The sequence below is a fragment of the Lyngbya sp. CCY1209 genome (assembly GCF_035615495.1).
Classification (GTDB): Bacteria; Cyanobacteriota; Cyanobacteriia; order Cyanobacteriales; family Microcoleaceae; genus Limnospira.
The window spans coordinates 1-20519 of record NZ_JAJENU010000303.1; the positions used below are offsets into that span (position 1 = coordinate 1).

The 20519-nt window shown below is 50.3% G+C and carries 15 protein-coding genes; 11 read left to right on the top strand and 4 right to left on the bottom strand.

Going from position 1 to position 20519, the window contains the following annotated elements; genetic code table 11:
• Positions 1-425 precede the first annotated feature (425 nt).
• The 9 genes from LKE08_RS08750 (at position 426) to LKE08_RS08790 (ending at position 10233) form a co-directional block, all read left to right on the top strand.
• Entirely contained in the window at positions 426-551 is a 126-nt protein-coding gene (locus LKE08_RS08750) for a DUF433 domain-containing protein (RefSeq protein ID WP_324703834.1), read from the top strand.
• 170 nt (positions 552-721) lie between these two features.
• Positions 722-946: an addiction module protein gene (locus LKE08_RS08755; RefSeq protein WP_324703835.1), complete on the top strand. Its 225-nt coding sequence runs from the start codon at positions 722-724 to the stop codon at positions 944-946.
• On the top strand, positions 946-1242 hold the full coding sequence (locus LKE08_RS08760; RefSeq protein WP_324703836.1) for a type II toxin-antitoxin system RelE/ParE family toxin: 297 nt from the start codon (positions 946-948) through the stop codon (positions 1240-1242). Before LKE08_RS08755 ends, LKE08_RS08760 begins: the two co-directional genes overlap by 1 nt.
• A gap of 168 nt (positions 1243-1410) precedes the next feature.
• A complete protein-coding gene (locus tag LKE08_RS08765) occupies positions 1411-3129 on the top strand; it encodes a peptide ABC transporter substrate-binding protein (RefSeq protein ID WP_324703837.1) in 1719 nt (572 codons plus the stop codon).
• 56 nt (positions 3130-3185) lie between these two features.
• On the top strand, positions 3186-5276 hold the full coding sequence (locus LKE08_RS08770; RefSeq protein ID WP_324703838.1) for a mechanosensitive ion channel family protein: 2091 nt from the start codon (positions 3186-3188) through the stop codon (positions 5274-5276).
• 221 nt (positions 5277-5497) lie between these two features.
• Positions 5498-6139, top strand: coding sequence for a hypothetical protein (locus LKE08_RS08775; RefSeq protein WP_324703839.1), 642 nt, complete (start codon positions 5498-5500; stop codon positions 6137-6139).
• A gap of 12 nt (positions 6140-6151) precedes the next feature.
• Complete coding sequence (locus tag LKE08_RS08780) at positions 6152-7102, top strand: DUF1822 family protein (RefSeq protein ID WP_324703840.1); 951 nt, start codon at positions 6152-6154, stop codon at positions 7100-7102.
• 13 nt (positions 7103-7115) lie between these two features.
• On the top strand, positions 7116-9470 hold the full coding sequence (locus LKE08_RS08785; RefSeq protein ID WP_324703841.1) for a CHASE2 domain-containing protein: 2355 nt from the start codon (positions 7116-7118) through the stop codon (positions 9468-9470).
• A 10-nt stretch (positions 9471-9480) separates the two neighbouring features.
• On the top strand, positions 9481-10233 hold the full coding sequence (locus tag LKE08_RS08790; protein ID WP_324703842.1) for a DUF928 domain-containing protein: 753 nt from the start codon (positions 9481-9483) through the stop codon (positions 10231-10233).
• On the opposite strand, the gene LKE08_RS08795 is transcribed toward LKE08_RS08790, so the two are convergent.
• From LKE08_RS08795 to LKE08_RS08805, 3 genes are all read right to left on the bottom strand, one after another.
• On the bottom strand, positions 10234-12759 hold the full coding sequence (locus LKE08_RS08795) for a CHAT domain-containing protein (RefSeq protein WP_324703843.1): 2526 nt from the start codon (positions 12757-12759) through the stop codon (positions 10234-10236). It abuts the gene before it with no gap.
• An 81-nt stretch (positions 12760-12840) separates the two neighbouring features.
• A complete protein-coding gene (locus tag LKE08_RS08800; RefSeq protein ID WP_324703844.1) occupies positions 12841-18429 on the bottom strand; it encodes a ShlB/FhaC/HecB family hemolysin secretion/activation protein in 5589 nt (1862 codons plus the stop codon).
• 2 nt (positions 18430-18431) lie between these two features.
• Positions 18432-18854, bottom strand: a complete 423-nt coding sequence (locus LKE08_RS08805; RefSeq protein ID WP_324703845.1) for a hypothetical protein — start codon at positions 18852-18854, stop codon at positions 18432-18434.
• 321 nt (positions 18855-19175) lie between these two features.
• On the opposite strand from LKE08_RS08805, the gene LKE08_RS08810 reads away from it, so the two are divergent.
• A complete protein-coding gene (locus LKE08_RS08810) occupies positions 19176-19550 on the top strand; it encodes a hypothetical protein (RefSeq protein ID WP_324703846.1) in 375 nt (124 codons plus the stop codon).
• 33 nt (positions 19551-19583) lie between these two features.
• Complete coding sequence (locus LKE08_RS08815) at positions 19584-20084, top strand: hypothetical protein (protein WP_324703847.1); 501 nt, start codon at positions 19584-19586, stop codon at positions 20082-20084.
• 75 nt (positions 20085-20159) lie between these two features.
• Here LKE08_RS08815 and LKE08_RS08820 read toward each other — a convergent pair whose 3' ends face one another.
• Positions 20160-20465 (bottom strand): hypothetical protein, encoded by a 306-nt coding sequence (locus LKE08_RS08820; RefSeq protein ID WP_324703848.1) that lies wholly within the window; start codon positions 20463-20465, stop codon positions 20160-20162.
• Positions 20466-20519: the final 54 nt, after the last annotated feature.

The window sequence follows — 20519 nt, forward strand, 5'->3', positions numbered from 1 at the left end:
CCATTATCCCCCTTCGATCCCCCCCCGCCCCCATCCCCCCCTACCCCCCTTTGTAAGGGGGGAGATAAGGGGGAGCAATTGGCGATCGCAGTTACATTTTATATCAAATCCGGTTGAATGCTCGGAACAAAATGAGTTGGATATGCAAGACTGCTTGGGAATCAATTCCCAAGCTAATAGCAAAAATCCTCTCAAGAGGATTGGGAAGATTGTACGGTTATAAAACCGGATCTGATATTAGCAAAGATTTTTACCAAAATCTCCGGCTGGCAAAGAAACCCGGTTTCTTACCCCCCACCAGCCACCCTCAAAAACCCAACCCATCCGGCAAAATCAAAAGCGATCGCGTTCGGATTTTGAAAAGTTGGAAAATCTGTTATCATATCGATTGGCGACATTAAAAGTAAAATTTAAAAACAAGAATCATGAAGCAACTCACACGCATTACAGTCGATCCGGAAGTGATGGGTGGCAAACCTTGTATTCGGGGTTTGAGGGTGACGGTCGGCATGATTTTAGGGTTGATGGCTGCCGGTCGTTCGACGGAATAAATTTTGCAAGCTTATCCTTATTTGGAACCGGAAGATTTACGGGAATCCTTGGCTTATGCGGCTTGGCGGGTTGAGGAAATCGAAGTGGCTTTGAGTGCATCATGAAGATTTTGATTGAAAAGATTGAGGAATCTGTCATAATATAGAGAGGCGATCGCGTGAAATGAACGATGTCTCTTGAACAAATTCGACAAGAAGTTTTGGCTCTCCCCCCGGATTGGCGGCTGCAATTGGTAAACGATTTGCTCGCCAGTCTCGAACAAGAAATTGATGAAACGACTCAATCCTTATGGCTGGTGGAAGCGAAACGGCGGCGGGATGAAATTCTTAATGGTACGGTTCAAGTCATTGAAGGGGAGACAGCCCTGGCACAGGTGAAAGCCATACTGGATTGATGCGATACGTTTTTCATCCTGATGCCCTCGCGGAGTATGCGGAAGCCGTCCGCTATTACGCCGAAAGAAATGTAACTCTTGCCCAGTCGTTCATTGATGCTATTGAGGATGCCGTCTGTCGTCTCCGGGAAACTCCTCAGCGGTATCTAATGCTTGAGGCGGGAGTGAGACGCTGTTTGGTGCAACGTTTCCCCTATGCGATACTCTACACGGTTGAGTCAGAGTATATTTTGATTTTGGCGGTCATGCATGGCAGACGGAAACCGGATTATTGGCAGTTACGGCGAAGGGAATAGCGATTTAGAAACCGGGTTTCTACGAGTCTCTCTCAATTCTCACCTAACTCTCCCAAAGAAACCCGGTTTCTTGACTAATGACGCGATCGCCTCCAAAACCAACATTTCCCAAAATGCGCCGATCTCTGCTAAAACACTAAAGGCGGACACTTTGAGCAATTCCCAATCATGATCCGGCGTCTATTCCTCCCTCTCGTCATCCTCTCCTGCATCCTCTCCCTCACCTTCGCCGCCTGCACCTCCCAGGACGCCCCCACCGTGGCGGACGGCAAAACCCTCAAACTCCTCTACTGGCAGGCGCCCACCATCCTCAACCCCCACCTCGCCAGCGGGTTCAAGGACTTCGACGCCGCCCGGTTGGTGTACGAACCCCTGGCGAGTTACGATAATAGCGATCGCCTGGTGCCCTTCCTGGCGGCGGAAATTCCCAGCAAAGAAAATGGCGGCGTGGCGGCGGACGGGCGTTCCGTGACGTGGAAATTGAAGCCGGATGTCACCTGGTCCGACGGCGAACCTTTCACCGCCGAGGATGTCGTTTTTACCTACAATTTTATCAGCAACCCCGACGTCGCCTCTTCCAATTTGGAGGCGTTTTCGGGCATCGAAACGGTGGAAGCGATCGACGATCATACGGTTAAAATTACCTTCAAAGATGTGACTCCGGGCTGGGCGGTTCCCTTTACCGGACAGACGGGGGCGATCCTTCCCGAACATATTTTTTCACCCTACAACGGTGCCAACATTCGGGAAGCCGAAGCCAACAATCAACCCGTCGGAACGGGGCCATTTTTGGTGGAAGAATTCAAGCCGGGAGATATCGTCGTTTACACGGCGAATCCCAACTATTGGGATGCGGGAAAACCCTATTTTGAACGGGTGGAATTGAAGGGGGGCGGCGATGCGACTTCGGCGGCGCGGGCGGTGTTGCAGACGGGGGATGCGGACTACGCTTTTAATTTGCAGGTGGAGGCGAATATTCTCAAACAGTTGGAAGCGGCGGGACGGGGGAAAGTTTTGGCGAATTTCGGGTCTTATGTCGAGCGGATCATGTTCAATTTTACCGATCCGAACCAAGCGACGGCGGACGGGGAGCGATCGAGTGTGGAGTTTCCCCACCCGTTTTTTACCGATAAAAAGGTTCGGCAGGCGTTCGATCTGGCGGTCGATCGCGACACGATTTCCAACCAACTTTACGGCCCCACCGGACGGCCTACCGCCCAACTGATCGTCGTCCCTCAGCAGTACAGTTCCGATCAAATTGACTATGAATTTAATTTGGAAAAAGCGGCGGCGTTGTTGGATGAGGCGGGATGGAAAGATAGCAATGGGGACGGCATTCGGGATAAAGATGGGGTGGAGATGCAGGTGGTTTTTCAAACGTCGGTGAACCCGGTGCGGCAGAAAACCCAGGAGATCGTGAAGCAGTCTTTGGAGGCGATCGGCGTGGGGGTGGAATTGAAGAGTATCGACCCGAGTATTTTCTTTTCGGGCGATCCGGGGAATACGGATACTCTCAATCATTTTTATGCGGATTTGCAGGAATTTACCACCGGAAATGACAGCCCCGATCCGGGGCCGCACATGAAATGGTGGACGTGCGAGGAAATTGCCCAAAAGGAAAATAGCTGGCAAAAACCGAATTATGCCCGCTATTGTAATCCGGAATATGACGAATTGTGGAAGCGGGCGATGACGGAACTCGACCCGGAAAAGCGGGCGGCATTATTTCGGCAGATGGATGAATTGTTGCGGGAGGATTTTGCGGTGATTCCCATCGTCGATCGCGCCACGACGACGGGGGTTAGCAATACTTTGACGGGGATCGATCCGACTCCCTGGGATGCGAACACTTGGGATATTAGCAATTGGAGGCGGACAGAAAGTTAGGTCGAAACTTTGAGTCCCAATTTAGACGATTAATTTGCCGTTACCAGTTCTCAACAATGCTGCAATCGAAACCCGTTAAAAAATTTGTCGCGATCGCCCTTTTGAGTTTGGGGCTGACGTTTCTGATCCCCGGCATTTCTGAAGCGCAACTTTCGCTGTTCGGCGGTTCGGACGGAACAAACACCCGCGGCAATCGTGGCATGAGCAGTTCTTTTTGGAATGTCAACCGCTCTTATTTGTGCGGTGAATTGAAGTGCGCGGACGTTTGGTTGCACGGTCAAAAAGTGCTGACGGTGGCGACTTATCCGGAGGTGGATGCCAATGTCGGTGCCACCGTCGAATTGACGGCCGAACAGCGGGCAAGACGGGTTCAGGGAATTCTCGAACGGATCATCTTGGCTTGGATTAAATACACCGAGGAAACATCACAGTCTTCCGAAAAATTGACAGAGGAAAATAATTCTGCGGAAGCATCGAACCCGCTCGATGGCGTTAGTAAAGTGACCGAAAATTTGAAAAGTGAAATTAATAAACGAGTTCTTTTTTCCCACGGCTTGCCACCCATTTCGCCGGACAACTTAGAGCTCCAAATTGGGAAGCTGAACGATCAGGAGGTGATCGCATTTCCAGCCCAACACGGATTGCAACAGCAGGTAATTGTCACCGTGACGGAATTGGATGCGATCGCCAATAATATGCTATCTTCCGAAGAGTTGGCATCGATTTGGAAGGAGAAAATTAGAAGGGCTCTGATCGACTCGCTCGGGGAATTTATCGAACGGGCGGAAAATACGCGCTCCTGGTACGAAGACAAGTTGCTAAAATCTCTGAAAATTGCGATCTTGATCGTCGCCTTTACCGTACTAATTTGGCTGCTGCAAAGGCGCCTCAGAAAACTCGATCGCTCTTTGAAAAAGGAACTCCAAACCCTCGAAAAGTCGATGGCAGTCAATCCCGAGTCCGTGGGTTCGGGAAGGCACAACAAAGCTGAGTCCGAAGGCGCGAAGGGGGGCGGCGAGGATTCCCAATCCCACCCCTCCAAAAATGGCAGACATCCCGAGGATAACAGCGTCAAAAATCCGGCTTTACAAGCTCTGGCTATCAGCCTAATTTCGGAATCTTTTTTGTCGCAGATCCCCACCATTTCACTGAAACAACAGAGCCTCCTAAAACAGCAGCGAAACTTGATCCGTTTGCTCCGCAGAATTTTAATGTGGGGGGAAATTTTTATCGTTTTTTTTGGGGTCTCGCATATTTTATATCTTTATCCGGAAACCCGCAATTACAGCGAAATTATTGAAACTCAATATGTGTTTATTTTGCTGGTTTGGTTGTTTGTCAGCCTCGCCGATCGCGTCAGCGACTTTTTGACGGATTATTATCTGAATCGGTGGGCGAAAGCACAGCAACTTTACGATCCCACTTCTCAGCGTTACGCCCTGCGAGCCAACACTTCTTCCCGAGCTATAAAAGGGATGACGACGATATTATTTTGGGCGTTGGGAATTTTGTGGACGATTCAGGTGCTCGGCATTTCAACGGCTTTTCTAGCGAGTGCGGGGGTGGTGGGTTTGGCGATCACTTATTTTTCTCAAAATACGATCAAAGACGTATTGAACGGCATCTTAATTTTGTTCAACGATCGCTATGCGGTGGGGGACGTGATCGCGATGAACGAGTATGCGGGGGCGGTGGAAAGCATGAATCTCTACATCACCGAATTGCGGAATTTAGACGGGGAATTGATCACCATTCCCAACGGTTTGGTGGGGGTCGTCCGGAACATGACCAAAAATTGGTCGCGGGTGAATTTTACCATATCCGTCGGCTATGCCGCCGACATCGAAAAGGCGATCGAAGTGATGCAAGAGGTGGCGAAGGAAATGCAAGAGGAGTCCGAGTGGGAAGATTTGTTTCTGGAACCTTTGAGCATTTTGGGGGTGGAGGAAGTCGCCCACACGGGTGTTGTCATTCGGGGGTTGATCAAGACCAAGCCGAGCCAGCAGTGGGCGGTGGGGCGCGAATTTCGCTACCGAGTCAAGCAAGCCTTTGAACGGGACGGGATCGCGATCGGAATTCCCCAACAAAATCTGTGGTTGCACCAGGAAAAAAATATCGATAATTTCATTAAATCGGAGGATAATTGATGGGATATTACCGTATAAATTTTGAGCTAAAATCTGATTTTTTTCACCTTATTAAAAATGGGCGTAGGAATTCGAGTGACACTTGTTTAAAAAAAATTTAGGATTGTTGCGGATGCCGGGAGTCGGATGTCCCGACTGAAAAAAATTCAAATTTACCGTAAAATTTGGCTAACAAATCTGAGAGAAACAATAGAACGGTAGTGCGAGGGCTGTAGGAGAACGTGAACTCACCAGAGACGCATCTGCAAGATGAACGCCTGCGGGAACTGGCGATCGCGGCCCGAGGGCACCCCGACCGCTCTCGGGAACGGCGGAAAGCCCTGACTCGCCTGGTTCAGGAGATTTTGAACTCCGGCCGCTTGTGTCGTCCTCGTCAGGGTCAATTTGTCGATCGCTATGAGGAGATTTACCAAATAGCGGTTCAGAACCTGATGCTCTACGTCTGCGGACAGATCGACCGCTACAAACCGGAGAGCGGTCCGGTGATGCGGTGGGTCAACTTTTTGTTAGAAAAACGGTTTTTTGTGGATGCGATCGCGGAGGTGATGGGCAAGAAAACTGCAATAAAAACGGTCGAAATTAATGAGGAAGTTACCGTTGAAAATTCCCGAGAATCGAATCCGTCTTTGTCCGAGCTGGTCCGACAGTATATCGAGGAAGATCCCGAAGGGAGGTTCGAGCAAAAACACATTCGGGGGCATCCGGAGGCGAATTTTAAGGTGCTGGTCAAACGCCGCATGGCGGGAGACAGTTGGGAACAGATTTCGACGGATTTGGGAGTCAAGATTTCGACGCTTTCAGATTTTTATCAACGTTGCCTGAAACAATTTTCGGAGCAAATCAAAGGGGACGTGCAAATCTAGATTAGAGTAACAATGCTGACAATGGAAAACTTGACATCTCTGAAATTTACCATTCCGCTCACCGCCCGCGATCGCGACATTGCCCGACAATTCGGGAGCCGTCACGTCGCGGAAGCTAAAGCGGAAAAAGTTTATCATAATACGTTGGCGATTCTGGCGGTCAACTATTATTGCAAGTGCATGGGAATTGACACCGATTTGCAAGCCAGTGAAAGCTGGAATCCGGTGATGCAAACCCTTGCAGACGTGGCGGATTTGTGCCTCGCTCAGATCGGAAAGGTCGAATGTCGCCCGGTTTTTTCGGATGCTTCGGCGGTGGAAATTCCGCCGGAAGTGTGGGGCGATCGCGTCGGTTATCTGGCCGTAAAATTGAGCGAATCGGGCGATCGCGCGGAGTTGCTGGGGTTCGTCGAAAGCGTCGATTCCGATGCCATTTTGCTGCAAAATTTGCAGCCGCTCGACGATTTTTTGGAACGCATCGGCGAACTCGAACGGGCTCCCGTCGCCGAAATGGTATCCCAGTTGAGCAATTGGATCGGAGGAGTTTGTGAGGCGGGTTGGGAAGCGATCGACACCCTGGAACGGCATCTCAATCCTCCCCGAGACGAATTGAGGTTCAGCTTTAGAAATCGGCGATCGCCGGTCGAAATTCCCGCGATCGAGCGGGGCAAGTGGATCGAGTTGAAACCGACGGGAGAAAAAGTCTGCTTGTGCGTCGGCATCGGCCAGGAAACCGCTTCGGAAGTGCAAGTTTACGTGGAATTATTTCCCCAAGATCCGGAGTTGAAATTACCCCAAGAATTACAATTGGCGATCGTCGATGAAGGGGGCAAATCTGTGATGCAAGCCGAAGCCTGCGGGAGCGAAAGTTTGAGATTCGAGTTTGGCGGGGAGTCGGGAGAGTTTTTTGGCGTACAAATCATCTGGAAAGAGACGATCCTGACCGAAAAATTTTCGATCTGAGGGGATTGGCAATATGGCTAAAATTGTCGCCATCCGATTCGATGGAAGCTGGGCAGAAAGCGGCTTCAATGTCAACTTGGAAGTCCGGACACCGAACGGAAAAACGCTGGTCGAAAAACGGGGGCATTTGCCGGCAAATCCGGAATTATTGGCACACCTAAATCAACATTGGCAACATCAATATCGAAATCTCAATTCTCCGGCCCGGATCAAGCCGAAACGGATCGTCAGAGGCTCGACTCGGGAACGCATTCAAGCCTGTCAGGTTTCCGCACGGGAGTTGGAAAAGCGACTCGGTTCTTGGTTAGATGACGAGGATTTTCGGCCCCTCGACAAGCGGTTGCGTGAGGAGTTGAACCGAGATGAAGAAATTCAAGTTTTGCTCCGCACGAATGACGCGAACTTGAAAAAATTGCCGCTGCACCTGTGGGACTTTTTTGCCAGCTATCCCAAAGCCGAATTAGCCCTCAGTCCAGTGGAAATCGAATCGCCGAAATACGACGACAATTATCCGAGGGCATCAAGGGTTAAAATTCTGGTCATCATCGGCCATCGGGACGGGATCGATACGGAAGCAGATTTAAACATTATTAAAAGTTTACCCCAAGCCGACCCGACGATTTTAATCGAACCCGAACACCGGCACATTAACGATCGCCTCTGGGAGCAATCCTGGGATATTATCTTTTTTGCCGGACACAGCGAAACCGAGGGAGAGACGGGCAGAATTTATATCAATCCCCACGACAGTTTGACCGTGGAAGAGTTGTGGTACGGGTTGCGAAAATCCGTGGAGCGGGGGTTAAAATTGGCGATTTTTAATTCCTGCGACGGGTTGGGTTTGGCCCGCCAATTGGACGACTTGAATATTCCCCAAATGATCGTGATGCGGGAAGTGGTTCCCGATCGCATCGCCCAAGAATTTCTCAAACATTTCCTGAAGGAATTTGCTGGGGGCGAGTCCCTTTATATCGCCGTCCGACGGGCGAGAGAGCGCCTTCACGACGATTTTGAGCGGGAGTTTCCCTGCGCGAGTTGGCTGCCCGTTTTATGTCAAAATCCGGGCTATATTCCTCCCACCTGGAACGATCTGATCCTCCAAAATCAACCCGTTGATTTTCTAAATTGGATTCGAGAAACGTCTAAAATCGAAAAAATAAAGCGACCGAAATGGCGACAATTTTTGATTATTTTATCGGTCGTCGCTGCGGCGACGGGTTTGGTTTGGGGGATGCGATCGCTGGGTTTTTTACAGCAATGGGAACTCCGAGCCTACGACCATTTCATGCAAATTCGACCCGAGGAAAATCCCGACCCGCGCCTCGCATTGGTGACGATTACCGCTGAAGATGTTCAATCTCAACCGGCGGCGGAACGGCAAGGAGCCTCCCTTTCCAATCGGAGTTTGGAGTTATTATTGCAAACCTTAGAACGGTATCAACCGAGGGCGATCGGACTGTTAGTTTACCGAGAAAATCCCATCCCGGCGGAATTTGAACAACTGAAAAATTTGTTCGCAACGAGCGATCGCCTCGTCGCCATCTGCGAATACGGACAGCCGGAACGGCCGGGAGTCCCGCCACCGCCGAATATTCCCCGCGATCGCTTGGGATTTAACAATGTCGTATCCGACCCGGATTATGTACTCCGTCGCCATCTACTCGCCGTCAATCCGGCTGGTTTAAATTGTCCCACCCGAGAGTCTTTTAGTTTGCAATTGGCGCGTTTTTATCTCGCAAATAAAAAGTTAAATTTTCAAATTAATTCCCGCGATTATCCCCAATTCGGCGACACCGTTTTTAAAACCCTCCGCCAACATACCGCTGGCTACCACGATATCGATTCCCGGGGTTATCAAGTGATGTTAAATTATCGCGCCACCGATCAAATTGCCTCCGCCGTCACCTTAGAAAATGTTTTGAAGCAACAAGTCGATCCCGACAAATTCCGCGATCGCATCGTGATCATCGGAACCGTCGATCCCAGCTTCAAAGACAACCGCTGGTTGGCTCCCATCGGGGCGGGGAAGTGGGGGAATAAACGCCTCACGGGTGTCGAAATTGAAGCCCACATGGTCAGTCAAATTATCAGTGCGGTTCTCGACGATCGCCCCCTGATTTGGTGGTGGCCGTCGCCCGTCGAATTCCTCTGGATCGGTTTGTGGTCTGCCGTCGGATCGGCACTCTTTTTATATTCGCGATCGCCCCTATTTTTGATCGTCGGAAATGGTGTCGCGCTGATCGTTTTATATGGGGTTTGCGCCGTCCTATTTGTGCAGGGGGGATGGATTCCCTTCGTCCCGGCTGCCCTGACACTATTGGTCACCGGCACGGGTTTAGCTATAATAATTGGGCGTTCTAATTCCTAATCTGATCTTCATGGCATTTACCAAGTCCATACTATCGTCGATCGCGATCGTCCTTCTGAGTTCAACTTTCCCGTCAATTGCCCAATCAGACTCTTCCGAGGAACCCATCCAATTTATACCGCAAGCCAACCGAGAACCCCCCGAATCCGACAGCGGGCCGGGAACGCGGGGGATCTGTGTCCCAACGGAAATTCCCCTGACTGCCGTGGTAGGTCGCCAGAATTTGCTCGATTTAACGCTCGGCGATCGCCCCACATTTTGGATTTACATTCCTTACAGTTCATCCGATGTCAATTCGGCAATATTTTCCCTTCAAGATGAAGCCGGAGAAGTTGAAATTTGGGGGACACAACTACAACTTAAAAACACCCCCGGAATTGTCGCCATTTCCCCTCCGGAAACGGTTCCCCCTTTGGAAGTAAGCCGCACCTACCGCTGGTATTTTGAAATGGATTGTGCTGGGGACTCTATCGACCCCGCCTCGCCGCCGACGGTTTCGCTGAAAGGGGTCGTCACGCGAGTTTCCGACCCCGCCATCGAAACGGAGTTGAAATCTGCTCAAACGGCCCCGGAACGGGCGAGGATTTACGCTCGAAATGGACTGTGGTATGACGCGGTAACAGCATTGGGAAGTCTACTTTTAGAAGACCCTCAAAACGCCCAAATTCGGGAGCTTTGGACGCAACTGTTGGGCGATGAAGAGGCCGGTTTGGAAGACATTTCGCGGGAGCCGATCGCGGGTCGTGCCGTCCCACAACCTTAACTACAGCCAATTTCCAACCAGAATAAATGGCGACCAATAATAGGGTTTGTAGTAATCGCTATTCGGTTTAATTTGTCGCCGGATAAAGCCAATTTGCACTTCCCGGAGAGCCTCGGCTTTTCTCAGTTGCGAACTGCCGGACTGCAACAACTGCCGATAAAATTGTTTCATAAATTCAGCCGTCGAGGCATCATTGACACTCCACAAACTCGCCAACACGCTGCGGGCACCGGCTCGAATCGAAACCCCCGCCAAACCCAAGGCGGCCCGCGTGTCCCCGGTGGCAGTTTGGCAGGCACTTAAAATGAGCAATTCGATCGGCCGGTCCGATTCCTGCACCTCCTGAGTTTGCAGCAGTCGATCTAAATCTCGCACATTAATGCGCTCGTTCCAATCCAAAATAAAAGTGTCGTCGGGGTTGGAACTAAACTGTCCGTGGGTGGCAATATGGACGATGGTAAACGGTTCGGAATTGATCTGAATTTGAACGTTCATTTTTGTGAATTGGTCGTCGGCTAACTTTTCGGATTCCGGTACGGTTTCCCGGATGGCTTTCAGTTCCGGTTCGACATATTGCAAAGCGGCGAACCCTTCCACGGCAAAACTCGGGGCTTCTTGAGCGATTCCCGCCGTCAACGCCTGCACCTGCTCTTTTAACAAAGGATTCGGATCGATCAACTGCAAACCGGGTACCACCGCGATCGCGTACCGTTCCACCAAATAGCGATCGCGATCGCCGTCATATAATACGGACATGGGAATATTTCGGAGCAACCCATCCAACACGAAAACCAACGTTTTGATCTGACTTTCATCCCGCTCTAAATCTGCTTCTAAATCGGCTTCAAACGGCTCGATCAACCACCGATAAATTTGACCGGATAACGACTTGGTTTCGCCGACCGGCAGTCGCGCGGTCATCATCGTTCTTTTGAGTTGGGAGAGACGTTCATTAAATTGGGTTTCAAAGTCGCGATCGCTCACCGAACTGTAACGAAAATTATCGGCCCCCGGCAACTTAACAATCACCCCCAATTGATCGGGTGCTATCACAGGATAAATCACCGCAGAATGTTCGTCAATTTCGTCGATATTGATATTCTCCGCACTCACGCAGGCGTCCTGAAAAAAGTTGTCCAATTCCGCCAGTTGCAAAGATTCGATCACCTCGCGGGCGGCTTTCAGATGGGACAGGCTGGGTTGAGTCGAACCCGGTTCCGGTTGCAGCAGCAACGCCACCAATTTTCGATACAGGGGTTCGATGCGATCGCGGAAATCGAACTGAAGATCTCGATTTAACGCCACCAAATTTCGCCGCAAAACTTGCAGGGTATTGAAGGCGGATGTGTACGCCTCCAGTGCCGCTTTCGAGTTACCTTTTTGGTTGTAAATATCCCCCACCTGTTCCTGAAGCTGATAGGCGATATCCGAAGCCGAAACCTTTTGCGCGATCGCCAAAGCTGCATCGCTCAAATTCAGCGCCGTTTCCAGTTCTCCACGGGTTTGATAGAGTGTCGCCCGGACTCCCATACCGTAGGCTTCCAGGCGATAATTGTTGATTGTTTCTGCCCGTTTAATCGCGGGTTCGAGCAATTCTCCTTCGACGAAACCGGATCGGATCAATTCTGCCAAATTGGCGGTCAGTTTTTCGACGATTGGATTGGTTTCTTGACGTTCGAGATCGGTCAATAATTCCGCCAATTTAATTGCTGCTTTAATGGATTGCGGTTCGGGTTCGATTCGGTTGATACTCCCGATAATTTCCGGCAATTTTTCCCCCTGAAACTGGACGTGAGGTTCCAGTAAGTTGTCGCGATCGCCCTCTCTCAACCATTGATTAAATTGGATCAAAAAACTGAGATGATTGATGGTTGACTGAATCTGTATCAAGCGATCGGGAGAAATAGTCGCCGCCTGTTGATAGTCAGATAATCCTTTTAAAATCAGATTTTGAAGTGCTTCTCTCTCAGATTTTTTTTTCGGCTTAAAATTGGCTGCACGTCCGGATTGAGAGCGGGTTGTATTGCCCAAATTGAGCAATGCTTGCCCTTCGGTATTGGCATCTTCTGCCAATTCCAAACTCGCTTCCAATACCCGTTGAGATAGATCCAACTTCCCGATCGCCCGCAGTCCGTTTCCCAGACTTTGCAAGCCCTGGAAATTCAAGTTATTGTTGGCAGTATCGAAAGTTTCCAGAACCTCATTTAGCAAAGTATCCGTCAGGCGATCGCACTGCAAATTATTCCCAAACGCTTCCAAAACGGTATCGCAGGAACGCCGATAAAATCCCAAATCGGTCAACGCCTGCGCCTGATTCACTTGACTGCCGATCGCCCCAATTATATCATTATTTTTGCGATAAATCTCCTCCGCTTTTTGCCACACTTCCAAAGCAGCCTCGGCTTTCCCCTGCCGCAACAATTGATTGCCCTGCTGGACTAAATTCGCCGGGGAGGATGTCGCCAAAACCGGAGACATAAAATGCAGTCCGAGACTGAGACAAAAGGCCAAGAGTGCGATCGCCATCCATTTGATTATTCTTCCCTTACCAAGGGGGGACTGAGGGGGGTAAAGATATCTCCTGATAAATTTCATGTCCATACCTCCTTAAAACGGTGCAGAAAACACCGAAAAATAAAACCCGCCTTCCTGCCAAGTGCGATCGCGGGAATTCACATCAACCAGCGGAATCCCATAATCCAACCGCAGATTAATTGTATCCCACAAACTCGCCTGCAAACCCAACCCCACCGACGCCAAACCATTCGGACCCGGAACCTCTTCCCCGTCACTATTCCACCCGATACCGGCATCCACAAAGGGCACAATTTGAAATAGCGTATCCTCCCCGGAAATCCACGGAATCGGCAACCGCACCTCCACCGTCCCGAAGGCACCGCTATCGCTTAAACGAGTATCCTGGCGATAACCCCTGACGCTGCGATATCCCCCCAAACTGAACCGTTCCATCGGCACCAAATTCGACGCCGACAACTGCACGTCCGCACCCACCACAAACAAGGTATCCTCAGCCAACCGCCGCACCCACTGTCCCTGTCCCCGCCAGTAGAAAAACCGTCCGTCCGGTTCGTTATCATTCACCGTCGCCCCGAAAATTCCCAACCCCAAATTAAACTCGGAATAAGCCGCGAAAACCTGATCGTCACCCCGGCGCTGATATTCCTGGAAAAAACGCAAAATTGACAGGTTCGTTTCTCCGTCATCATTCGCCCCTTCAGAGAGGGGATAATTCGTCCCCAAAATCGAGGTCTGACTGTCCCTTATCGTCGCCGCCAAACCCAAACTGAACTCTTGGCGGGGCGTCCGTACAATCGGTTGTCGGAAAGCGATTTCGTAGGTGTTGGAATCCGATTCGATATCGAGTCTTTCAAACGGCCACTCCACCACCCGGTTATCTTGGCGGCGGTAGGACAATTCGATGCGGCCGTCGCGAGAATTGACCGGAATCGAATAAAATGCGTCTACGGTGTTGCTGCCGTCGGTGTTGGCGTAGGCGAGATGGAAGCGATCGCCCATTCCCGTCAAATTGCCGTAGCCGAGCCCCACCCCCCGCCGAAAACTGCCCACGCTGGGGACTCTTCCGTTGTTCGCGATCGCCTCGATTTCCCAGTCATCATCCGTCACCACTTCCACATCCAAAATACTCGTATCCGGCCGCACCCCCGCCGACAGTTCGGCGGAGATCTTTTCCACCAGCGGATCGAGTTGCAATAGCTGCAACGCTTCCAACAGTTTCTCTTGATTCAACGGGGCAGATGTCGCCCGTTCCAGACGACTTCTGATATAATTTTCATTTAATCTCCCTTCAATCTTGACGTTGATTTCATCAACTTTTCCCTCGACAACTATCAAAGTTACAGTCCCATCATTTGGGATAGTTTGGGGTGGAATAAAAGCGCCGGATGTGATATAATTATGGTCGGTGTAAAGTTGGGTGATGGCGGTGCGAGCCGCGATCAATTCGGCGAAAGTGATGGGTTTCCCTAAATAGGGTTTCAGTTGTTGTTTTAATTCCTCATCGCTGAAAGCCGTGTTGCCCTCAAAGTCAAAGTCTTCAATCGTAACTTGGAGCGGTTCCGGTGCGGTAGCTTGGGCGACAAAAGCGGTACTTGCAATTAAATAAGATGGCGAATTTTGCGAGTTCAACTGTTCGCAATTGGGCGGAATCAGCCAGGGGCGGGCGGGGGTAGCGCGATCGGGATTGACAATTAATTGAATGCCCTCCGGAGTTTTCACCCAACCCTGAGCTTCGACAAATTCCGATTCAGTTGGGGTGACGGTTTCTGGAGTCGTCGGAACTCGCGAATCTTCCCACAAACGACTGGGACTGAGAGGATCTCGGGGGGTGGGAGGCAAGCCGCCCTGTCCGGTGATGGTGAATTCGCTGCCCTGTCCTTCTTGACAAAGATTTTGGTCGATCAAAGAAGAGATATCTTGAATAGAATCGTCAAATTCCACCAGTCCGGCACTGGGGTCAACGTCGGGGGTATTCAAATTGACTTCGCCGCTGAAAGCCGGCCCGAGTTCCGAGGTAGCGGTGATGTCGCTTCTGTCGGTTTCTCTGTCTCTGAATTCGGTGCCAAAAATGCCCAAAGCATTAATCGTAATTCGACCGCCGAAGGCATCTTCAGCATTGGCGGAAATGTCGCTATTTTCTAATGCGACAAGGTTTTCTGTATCGATGGTGATGTTGCCCCCCGTGGCTTCTCCGGTGGCGTTGGTGGTGATGTCGCTTTGGTGGCGGAGGATGAGATCTTCGGCATTAATGACAATGTTGCCTTGACCTCCGGTGGTTTCGGCGTCGAGGCTGGCTCGGTTTTCTAAAGTGATAGATGGAACGTTAATTTCTAAATTTCCGGCGACTCCTTCCCCGGTACTGCTGACAGTAATTTGACCTTGATTTTCAACGGTTAATCGATCGCCCGACAATCTCAAATTTCCCCCGTCTCCGATGGAGTTTTGGAAAGTTTCGGCGGAGATGCGACTGCGGTTGACTCCGTTAGCCGCAATTCCCGTCACTTCCACCTGAGAAGCCGTGATCGCCACATCTCCCGCCCTGCCAATTCCTTCGGTTGCCGTCGAAATTTGCCCCCCATTTCTGACGCCCAGACGTTCCGCATTCAGAATGATATTGCCTCCAGACCCGGTTGCACTCCGGCGATCGACCGAAGCCCGCAGACCGCTGGGACTGCCGCTCGCGGACGTTCCCAGGACCTCCACATCGGGCGCATTCACCCGCAACGTCCCCGCCGCACCCCCGCCGCTGGTACTCGTTTCCGCGATCGCGCCATTTTCAACTCTCAAATAGGGGGTATTAATATTCAGATTTCCGGCGGGTTGATTTCCCAATGTACTCGTCGATAACCGACTCGGAATTAGACTCTCCCCGGATACTCCCGTCAACGTCACCGACTCGGAAACATTGACATTTAACGTTCCCCCCGGACCCTCTCCCGCAGTTGCCGCCGAAATACCCGCTCCATCTCGGACGGTCAATTGGCGAGTTTGAATGGTCAAATTTCCCGCATTTCCCACATCATTACTTTCGGTGGAAATTTCACTATCCAACCCATCAGTTCCGACCAACAGAATCGAATCTCGTGCATTGATATTGAGAGTCCCCCCCGCACCGGCTCCCGAAGTCGCAGTCGAAATTTCTCCCCCCTCCCAGATCCTCAAATTAGGTGTGTCGATTTCAATGTTACCCGCCCGTTTTTCTCCTCTAGTTTCGGTTGTCATTTGGCTGTCATCTCCAACCACTTCCAGCGATTCCAAGGCTCGAATTTGTAGGTTCCCGCCTTCCCCTTCCCCTACAGTTGAAGCATTAATTTCGCCTCCCTCTTGCACGAATAATTGACCCGTTGTAATATTGATACTTCCTGCATTTCCCGTTCCGATCGTTTCCGTATCGATCACACTTGAAAACTCGCCAAAAAATCGCCGACCCCTCACATCTACGAAATCAGAAGCATTAATGTCTATGGTTCCACCGGAACCGCGATCGATTGTCAAAGCAGAAATACTTCCACCATCCTGAACGGTCAACTGTCCTGTAGTAATCCTGATATTTCCCGCCGAGCCTTCCCCACCAGTGCGAACATTAATTTGGCTGGCATTTAACCCATCTGGGGTATTTCCCAGAAGTGCGATCGACTCGGAAGCGTTAATAACTATGGTTCCCCCAAAACCCAAACCTTCAAATGTTTCTGCTGATATTCTGGCTCCATCTCGGACGACAAGCCTTTTGGTATTAATCGTCAAATTACCCGCATTTCCGTCACCGCTGGTATCAATGGAAACAAAGCTTCCGGAAAATATACCGGGAATACTTTCACCCTCAAAACCGCCAACTTCCACCGATTCCGAAGCATTAATTGTCAAACTTCCGGCGGGCTGATTTCCCACCACATTGGCAAGCAAATTAGACCCGCCCAGCACGTTCAAGCGACCGGTTTGAATGAAAATATTTCCGCCCCGTCCATTGTTGCTGGAAAATGCTGACACACTGCTATCATTATCCAAGGTGACAAACTCCGTCGTTCGGATCGTCACATCACCGGCTCCCCCTTCTTCAGATCCCGAGAAACTTCCCAGAGTAGAATTGTTATCCAGAAAGAGCGATCGCGCCGTAATATTGAGTTCTCCACCTTCACCGAATGAACTCGTCGATACGGCGTTAAAAATATCGCTATTGTCAAACTCAATCGCTCCCCCCGCTCTCAAGGTGACATCACCCGCATTTCCCTGGCCGACAGATCCGGCACCGAGATAACTTTCTCCAGATAAACGGATGTCGTTTGTGGCGTTAATCTCAATATTTCCGGCATTGCCAAGTCCAAAGCGATTTGCCGTATCAATACTACTTTCATTTAAAAGAGTGACGGCATCAGCATTAACTGTAACATTTCCGGCATTTCTGCCTCCTTCGAGGGTTCCCGTCCACAGATAGCCATTTTCACCCGATGATAAATAAGTCCCGGTTGTAACGGCAATATTTCCAGCATTGCCAGAAGCTCCTTCGAGAGCTAGAGTTTCAATGAAACTGTCGATCAATTCGACGGAATTGGTGGCGGTCAAATCGATATTTCCAGCATTGCCGTTTCCTCCAGTTAATGACTGCACCTCACCCCCCGATGTGGCGCTAAAACTATTCGTTTGGATGACAATATCACCGGCATTTCCCGTACTTTCCGGCGTGGCTTGATTGTAGAAACCGCTTTCCCCAGAAATTTGAATGCTGTTAGTCGCGATCGCAATATTTCCGCCATCCCCCGCGCCTTCCGTTCCCGCCAATAAAAACCCGCCGTCCGTCGCCGTCAAAGTGCCGGCGGTTACGGCAATATCTCCCCCTCCAGTGCCGCGCACGCTAACCCAGGCATCATTGGCGAGGGTGATATCGCTTAAAAGGGCATTTTCAGGAAAACTCAATTCCAGTTTATTTCCACTGCCACTCAAGCCGATAATTCCGGCTTCTGTGAGTCCTCCCAGTTCAATATATCCTCCGGGTGCATTCAATCCCCCGCCATCAATAATGATATCCCCGCCCACCAATAACAAACTGTTTCCCGCCGGGACTTCCAAGCCGAGAATTCTGCCCTCGGCATCCGCAACGGCGGCGCGGTTAATAATGCTGGCCGGATTTTCGGGCAATCGTAACCCGATGGGTACGTTCACCGTCAACAGTGGCGGTGCTTGGGGGTCGGAACTGGAAAACTCGAAGTTATTTTCAAATAAGAGACTGTCGGCGGTGGAACCGTAGAAGGAACCGTTGATATCCAGTTGGGCGTCGGGGCCGAAAATGATGCCATTGGGGTTGATTAAAAATAAATTTGCATCTCCCAAAACCCCCAAAGTTCCCAGAATGTTTGAAGCGTTGCCCCCGGTGACGCGGCTGAGGATGTTGGCGATGCCGTCGGGGTTGGAAAAGTAAACGCCGCGCCCGGATTGGACGTTGAATTCTTCAAAACTGTGGAACAGGTTGGAACCGCGAATCGCGCCGCCGTCGATGCGATCGCTCTCTATCCCATTGATCGTAACATTGGGCGTGACGACCGAGTTTTCATCGCCCAGAGTGCGATCGGGGATCACTTGAGCAAATGTGGGCGCACAACACCAAGTCGTCAAATAGGCGAGGGGTAAAATTGTGGCAACCGAACTGATTTTAAAATTTTGCATTTTCAGTTTGCCTCCATAAAACCGATGCGAAACAAATTAAAATCGGCAATAAGATCAGTGGCATTGATGCCTTGTACAAAAGCAATTAAATCGTTGGTTTGACTCCAAATCCCCACGCCAACTCCGAAATCTCCGAAGGTAAAGTCAGAAAATATGACGGCATCTGCTCCGCTGACATCGATCGCATCTTCTGAGGGTTGAAAGTCGGTGATTAATGCAAAATCTAAATCTCCGGAACCGATATAATAAGACTGTAATTCATCTCCGAGTACAAAGTCATCTGCTTCTGACCCCCCAATCAATGTATCTTGTTCTCCCAGACCCGGATTCGGGAAAGACGGATCGATTTCGACTCCCCAGAGAAAATCGATGCCTTTATCGCCGGAAATTAGATCGTTTCCACCACCCCCAAGATGCGATCGCACAGTTTCAAACAGCTTGCCGGGGAATGTCAGCCATTCTACAATCGAAAGATCCGGAATTTTAACCCCTTAATAAAACTTTCAAAATTGCCCGAGATTATTTTTACAAAACTTCATAATTTCCCCCGGCCTGACTCTTGAAATTGTGCGATTTGATGGAAAAATGCCGACAGCTAAAAACGCCATAACTTCCAACTGGCAAAGGTTTGATCGCCATTTGTAACAGGCAAAAATAGAACGAAAAATTTTTTTTTGCCATTTCCCGTAAAATCGGGCTATGTTACCTGAGAGAGAAAGTGAAGGGTAAATTTTGAGGGTGCTATTATGTTGGGAAACCTTGCTGACACTTATTCTTGGCAACCCAGTCCCGTGTCGCCCGTCGCCGCGGTCCACCCGCGATTCCAATTAATGCGGGACTGGATCGAGGCTCAAATCCAGTTGGAATGCGTCGTATCCGATTTCAAGTGGGCCTGTTCTCGCTACCAGAACCTCTGTCAAGAACTCGACTTTTTGTTGAACCGCCATCCCCTCGAACAACTGCAATACTTGGAGCCGGAGCGCGATCGCGAGTGCCAAGAAATTACGGCAGTTATTGATGAGATCTCTCGGTTATCACTCACGCAACTCAAGTTGGAGCGCGTCATCGCCGCCATCCAAGCGTTACTCTTTTTCAACGGGACGGCGTTACCATCGACCTAACGGATCGGTACAATTTTTGAGAAGCTGCTGTCGGTGCGGTTGAAACTCGATCGCGATCGCGTCATTTCCCTGCTTTACCGGATGCGGAACGGCTTCAAGCGGGGGGTGAGCCGAAACGTTTCGGCTCAAAAAGAAATGGCGGCGGTCGAAGAGATTTTCGCCCCCCTGGGTTTGTCCTGGAAATCCTTCGTCGAAACGCGGTTGAGCCTGCTAAATAAACCGCCGCACCTTCTCGATGCGGTGCGACAGGGAAAAATCACCTACACGAAAGCGATGGCGATCGCCAAAATTCCGAATGAGGGAGAGCGAAAAAAACTGCTTCAAGAGGCGATCGCGCAAAATCTTTCCCTGAAAACCATTCGGAAACGCATTCAAGAATTGCCAAATTCGGGCGATCGCTCTGCCTCTCCCCAAGCTCGGATCGAGACAACTTATCAGCACTTGAAAGCCGCCAGAATTTGGGAAAATCCGGCGAAGTGGGAACGGCTGCAACACCTGCTCACCCAACTCGAAGAACTGCTCACTTCCGACTAAACGAAACATTTCGGTTAGTCGGAATTGCGGAGATTTTTTAGACTCAAAAATCCCGGCGATCGCCGATCTCAAAAATTAAGATTTGAACTTCTCCATCGCCTTTTCCCATGAACCTTGAAGTTCGCCCCAAGCGCTTTCAAAACCATCTTTAATATCTTCCCAAGCCTCCCCGCTGGCTTGCTGCAATTCTTTCAGCTTGTCCTGGGTTTGATTCCGCTTGACTTCCAGCTCCTCGATCCGCTCGTGATAGTTAATCGCGGCATCTGCTTTAGCCTGTTTGGCTTTGGCTTTGAGTTCGTCAATTTGGGCGTTCATCTTGTCGAGTTTCGCCTGAAATTTGTCTGAGTAAGCTTTTTTCTCTGTCGCTTTATCCGTCATCATTTAAACTCTCCTTAATCTCGGATGATGAATTGCGATCGCATCATAACTTGTGCT